The organism is Actinacidiphila sp. bgisy160 (assembly GCF_057707815.1).
This window is the reverse complement of sequence record NZ_JBYIQW010000112.1, coordinates 1-5,537: the sequence shown is the minus strand read 5'-3', so window position 1 is coordinate 5,537 and position 5,537 is coordinate 1. Positions and strand designations below refer to the sequence as shown.

5 protein-coding genes are annotated in these 5,537 nt (G+C 68.7%); 1 reads left to right on the top strand and 4 read right to left on the bottom strand.

Features of this window, described 5'->3' with window-relative positions; translation table 11 throughout:
* Positions 1–73: 73 nt before the first annotated feature.
* The 4 genes from AC3EUJ_RS36895 to AC3EUJ_RS36880 all read right to left on the bottom strand — a co-directional run bounded on the left by AC3EUJ_RS36895 (position 74) and on the right by AC3EUJ_RS36880 (position 4,008).
* Positions 74–1,102 carry a helix-turn-helix domain-containing protein gene (locus AC3EUJ_RS36895; protein WP_431969328.1) on the bottom strand — a complete coding sequence of 343 codons (1,029 nt, stop codon included), beginning with the start codon at positions 1,100–1,102 and terminating at the stop codon, positions 74–76.
* Between the two features lie 252 nt (positions 1,103–1,354).
* Entirely contained in the window at positions 1,355–2,011 is a 657-nt protein-coding gene (locus tag AC3EUJ_RS36890) for a SpoIIE family protein phosphatase (protein ID WP_431969326.1), read from the bottom strand.
* 161 nt (positions 2,012–2,172) lie between these two features.
* Positions 2,173–3,273, bottom strand: a complete 1,101-nt coding sequence (locus tag AC3EUJ_RS36885) for a Gfo/Idh/MocA family protein (RefSeq protein WP_431969324.1) — start codon at positions 3,271–3,273, stop codon at positions 2,173–2,175.
* 117 nt (positions 3,274–3,390) lie between these two features.
* Complete coding sequence (locus AC3EUJ_RS36880; RefSeq protein WP_431969322.1) at positions 3,391–4,008, bottom strand: nuclear transport factor 2 family protein; 618 nt, start codon at positions 4,006–4,008, stop codon at positions 3,391–3,393.
* A 1,003-nt stretch (positions 4,009–5,011) separates the two neighbouring features.
* Here AC3EUJ_RS36880 and AC3EUJ_RS36875 point away from each other — a divergent pair.
* Positions 5,012–5,537 (top strand): cupin domain-containing protein (locus AC3EUJ_RS36875; RefSeq protein WP_431969320.1); only part of this gene is annotated, 526 nt, incomplete at its 3' end.

Below are 5,537 nucleotides of genomic sequence, written 5' to 3'. Positions count from 1 at the left end.
CCCCCTCCCCCCCCCCCCCCCCCCCCCCCCCCCCCCCCCCCCCCCCCCCTCCCCCGGGTCGAGCAGATCACGGTCAAGGCGACCCGGCCGACGTTCCGGGGGCGGGGTGGGACTGTTGCCGGCGAAGGTCCGCTCCCCCTGACGCATGGTGCAGCCGCAGCTCGCGGGGGCTCAGACCGTACGCCTCCTTGAAAACGCGACTGAAGTGGGGTGGGCTGGCAAACCCCCACCGGTGAGCGATCGCCTCGATCGTCAAGAACTCACCCACTGGCGACGCCAGTTCTCTCTTGCACTCTTCGAGGCGCTGAGTCCTGATCCATTCGCCAAGGCTGATTCCCGCTCGGGACAGGGTCAGGTAGAGCTGGCGTACGGAGACATGGTGCTCGGCGGCGATACGTGCGGCAGTCAGGTCGGGTTCTGCCAGATGGAGGCGGACGTACTCCTGAACGCGCTGGAGAAGTGTGCTGTTCAGAGGCGCTCTGGCCAGGTCGTCACGACCGATCGCCGTGGTGACCACAGCTCTGACCAGGTCGACACAAGGCTGCGCGAACAGGGCGGTCTCAGCGGTCTCGGCCTCGTCTGCAGCGGCCTGGTCATGAGCCAGGCGGGTGAAGAACGCCACCGTGGCACCCACGACCGGGCGCTCCGAGCCGAGTCGCACGGCTGTGACCCGGTCGAGCAGGGACGGCCGCAACCCCAGGACGTGTGTGGGGACGCGCACGAGGACCGCATGGACCGTGCCGTGGAAAACGACCTCATAGGGCTTCGCGTTCTGGAGCACCACGAGATCTCCCGCCCGTACCACGTCCTGCCTGCCTCCCTGGTGGAACCGGGAGACCCCCGCTTGCTGCAGATTGACGAGAACGTGCGGCACCATGTCCTCGTCCACCGGGGCGGCAGCACGGCGGAGGCGGGCCACGTTCCAGCCGATTTCCGATACTCTCACCAACCCCACCGCTTGGGTGGTCGCATTGGCCTTCAGGTGATTCGGGTTCGGTGGTAGGTCCACCTGTATGCGGCCGTTGACGGACCACGAGAACTCACGGATCGCGTCCGCGCGATCACGCGGAGCCAGCGATGCCACGTCGAGTCGGTCTGCCATGCGGGCTTCCTCCTGACCTGGTGGCGGGGCCTGCATTACGGGCAGTTATCCACGCTATCGCCGCCGGCGGTCCGTTTCGCGGCCTTTACTGTATTGTGCAACTTTATTTCCGTGCGGCTTGCGGTACGCCGGCGGACCGCAGGTGCTGGTGGAGCTTACGGACAGCGACACCGCGAGGTTCAACTCGATTGACGACGCGCATGAGGAGGAGCGCTTTGTCGTCGGTGCCGGGGACGGCCCGCAGGGCATGGTTCAGGGCAGTGTTGGCGAGGTGGCCCGCACCGCGATCGCCGGCTTCGGTGAGGTGGCGTGCGAGGACGGCGATGGTGTGGTCGTGTCGATTCCCGGGGCTTCGATCAGGCCGTCGGTGGCGAGAGCCGGGACGGATCCCAGTGGCAGGGGAGTTTCGGTGGTGAGGTAGTCACCGTCCGGGGTGATGCCGAGCAGAAGCCCTGGGGGGGGAACTGCAGGGATTGGGTGTGGCCAACGGGATGCCGGATCAGGGGCGGCTGCGGGCCGGCAGTGGCCGGTCGGCCGCTGTGTCGTGCCAGGTTCCCGACACCGGCGTCCTGGGGGGGCGACGCCATGGGTGCCCAGGCTCATGGCCGGCATGAAGGCTGTGCCGATGCCGAGGCCGGTGACGATCTCGGCAGTGACCAGCAGGCCGTAGGAGCTGTCCGCCTGCAGCAGGGCAAGCAGCAGGACTCCTGCCCCGGTGACGAGGTAGCCTCCGAACATCAGCAGACCGGGTCGCATTCTGGCCGTCAGGCGGGTGCCGAGGACCATGGATCCGAAGGCCTGTGCGGCCCCCAGCGGCACGAACACAAGTCCGGCCGTGAGGGGGGTGGACCCCTTCACCAGCTGCAGGTAGTAGCTGGCGAACAAGAACATGCCGAACATGCTCATCATCGCCAGGCCCTCCGAGAGGTAGGCCGTCGAAGACCCGCAGGGCCTCCGGCCCGCCGGACGGCGATACTCCGACCGCCTTCATCGTCGACCTATTTGCTCCACCGAACAGTACAGATACCTTGTATGAGTGGCCGTGGTGGGCGTTCCCGGCTTGGGGCCGGTCAGCCCAAGGTCCGCGTAATCCCTTCGGCCGAGGCACTCTCGATGGCGTCCATGAGCCGGTGACGGCTATGGGCGTAGGCGAAGTCCGGGACGGTGTGGGTGCCGTAGCGCAGATCCCGGGCCAGGTTGCCGTAGAGCGCGGCGACGTTCCTTGCGGGACCGGCGAGTTCTGCCGGGATGTCAGCGGAGTATGCGGCGGGTACCTCGAGCTTGGATACGGTGGTGTCCTTGCCGAAGGCGGCCTGCAGCGTCAGATCCGTGACCTGGAGGTTGCCCCAGGGGGCGGTCAGGACGATGTCGCCGTCTGTGCCGTTGATCTCCCAACGGAAGTTGTCGCCACGGGAGGTGCCCCCGCGGTAGAAGACGGAGGCGGCGGCACCGCTCTCCAGGGTGCCGATGACGGCGATCTGGTCCGGGGAGGTCACGGGGATGACGGCGTTGCCGTTGTCGACGACGGTGACCTCCTTGCGGCCCACGACGAGGTTGGCCGAGAGTCGGCGGAACTCCCCGAGGGTCACATTGAGTGCGTCGATGGTGTGCAGGGCCGCGCCGGACAGGGGGGTGGCGCCCTGGGTGCGGTCGAACCAGTACGCGTGCGCCTGAGTGGTCTCCGGGCCCCAGACCATGCCGGAGCCGACCAGGGTGGTGCCGATGACGCGGCCTATCCGGCCTTCCTCGATCAGCCGCCGCACGTACCGGAGTTCGGGGTGGTAGCGGCCCTGGAGGCCGATGGCGGTGCGCACGCCGGCGGCTTCGGCCCGGCGCACGACCTCGGCGGCCTCCGCCTTGTTCAGTGAGAGCGGCCATTCGCTGTAGACGGTCTTGCCCGCGTCGACGGCCGCGGAGATGAGCTCCTTGTGGAAGGGGACCTTCACCGCCACCACGACGATGTCGACTCCCGGGTGGGCGATGAGGTCGGCGTGGTTGTCGTAGGCCGCCTCCACACCGAACTCCTTCGCGGCCGCCTCAGCGGACTCACGGCGGCTGGTGCTGATGGCCCGCAACTCGTAGCCGGGCAAGGCCTTGAGGGCGGGGACGTGACTGATGGAGGCCCAGCCTCCCTGGCTCGCGCCGATGATTCCGACACCGATGGTGCTCATGCGATGACTCCTGTGGGGTGAGGGCTTGGATGGGGACCGGAAGGGATACGGACTTCGGGACGGCCCGCCGCAAACCCCGGTGGTCGACCGGGTTCGTGGAGCGCGGCGATGCGGCGGCTACTTCGCCGAGGCGGACGCGGCGGGAAGGCTGGGCACGTCGTCCACGCGGAAGCGGGTCAGAAGCGTGCTGTCGATGTACCAGTGACCCTTCACCCGCTTGTACGTCTCGTGGTACTGGCCGTAGCCGTGGAAGCCGGATTTGTAAGGCGAGCCCGGCGGGAAGCTGACGTAGTCCTCCATCACCCAGGTGCCGGTCGCGGTGTCGCCGCGCACCTCGATCTCCGGCAGGAAACCCTGGTGCGCGGTCGGCGCGTTGCCCAGCAGGGCCGCCGTGGTCTGCGCCATCTCCTTGCCGCTGCTGTACTTCATGCCGACGTCGATCGTGGGGTGGGCGGTGAAGAGTCCGGCCAGCTTCGACCACTGCTTGGTGTCGATGTAGCGGAAGTAGCGCGCCTTCAGCCGGTGGATCTCCTCGATGTCGGCCAGCCGCTGCACCGTGGCCGCGTCTCCCGCGGCTCGGGCGTGTGCGCCATGCGCCGTGGTGACCGCGGTCGCGGTGGGCGAGGTGAACGCGATCGCGCCCGCGCCTCCGGCCACCAGTAGTGCGGCCGCGGCAGCCGCTCCGGCCGCCCTGGATCGCCAAGCGGGGCGCCGCTGGGGCTGCCGCTCTTCCATGATCATGTTCCTCTCGATGCTGCCCCCGTCCGCCGGTAGGCAGGGCAGGTCGCGGGATCGCGCTCAAGCGGCCTTCACCGGCTACGGCCGCTTGGAGTACGCCGGCGCCGCGGGGGCGGTGGGCGCTTTCACCAGTGAACCCCAAATGGAACGTTAGGTCAAAAAATGCCCGCTCAGGCGAGTCATCCCGAGGTAAAGGACCTCACCGAGCGTTCCGGACAGCGGTCAGGGTCCTGCCCGGATGCGCGGACGAGGCCGAATGGGCAGAGCGTCCGTCCGAGGCGAGCGCCGAGGTGGGGGCCCGGGTGGCACGGGTCACAGCAGACCGCGCCCCCGCTTTCGCACCCGCGCAGCCTGTCGGCCGAGCCATACATGCCGACCCATCGCGGGGGGCGACGCCTCATGCGCTTCCGGCCTCACGCACGTCGGAACGATCAGTACAGATTGCTTCTCACGCGACCACGCCGGCGTCCGGAGCGGTGACGGTTGGGGTCGCACGGTGCCTCTCCCGGCTCCTCACGCCCGCGCAAACCGCGTCGCCGGGACGTTCGCCGCCCTTGGACGACATGAAGGGTCCCCGCCCACAGCCTCCCCACGCCAGTACGCACGGAGAGCGGCACCGGCCTCGCCATCCAGGCGCACAGGCGCACAGGCGCAGCAGAGCCACAGCGTCGCGCCGGAATCGGCCCGGCCCTCGTCCCACGGCTTCACGACCGTGCTGGACGCGGCGCAGGCGGGCGGTTTCACCGCCGCCGCGATCATCCCGCTGGTGATCCACGACCTCTTCGCGAGCGGCCTCGACGCGACATGGGGCACAGCAGATATTCCGAAGGCTTCAGGCCGCAGCTCTGCGGGTATCCCGCATTCCTGCCCGTGCGGCCGCCGAAAACCATGACGCGTTTTTTACGGTGGCGCAGAAAGGAGCTCCCGGGAAACGCAGGACCCCTACTTCTGCCACCCCAGCCCGCGAAACAGATGCCTTCAACACGTTCCGGCGGACATCATGATCGAAGCATTCTGCACAGCCATCCAACCACCCACCGAGAGGGCCGAGTACTGGAGGGACGCCGTGCGCAGGGCGTTCACCCGGCTGGAGATCCACTCCGAGGGGGCCGCCGAGCTCCACGGGGCGATCCGCCGGGCGTGCATGGCCGGCGTCCAGGTCGGCTCCCTCGAAGCGAGCCCGCAGCAACTGGCGCGTACCGCGCCGCTCATCGCTGCCGACGGCGACACCTCACTGCTCGTGAGCCTGCAGCACACCGGCGACAGCATCGCGGTCCAGGACGGCCGGGAGACACTGGTGGCCGCCGGCCAGCTCGTCATCCTCGACAGCCGAAGGCCCTACACCCTGGCCTTCGCCGACCCGGTGCGACAGCACCTGGCCACGGTCCCGCGGCAGATGCTGGACCTCCCCGACTCGCTCCTGCGCCAGGCGACCATGCGTACATACTCTGTAGGCCACGGGATCGGCGGAATCCTCGCGTCATACGTCGACGGGCTCGTGACGGCGGACCACTGCATCTGCGCGC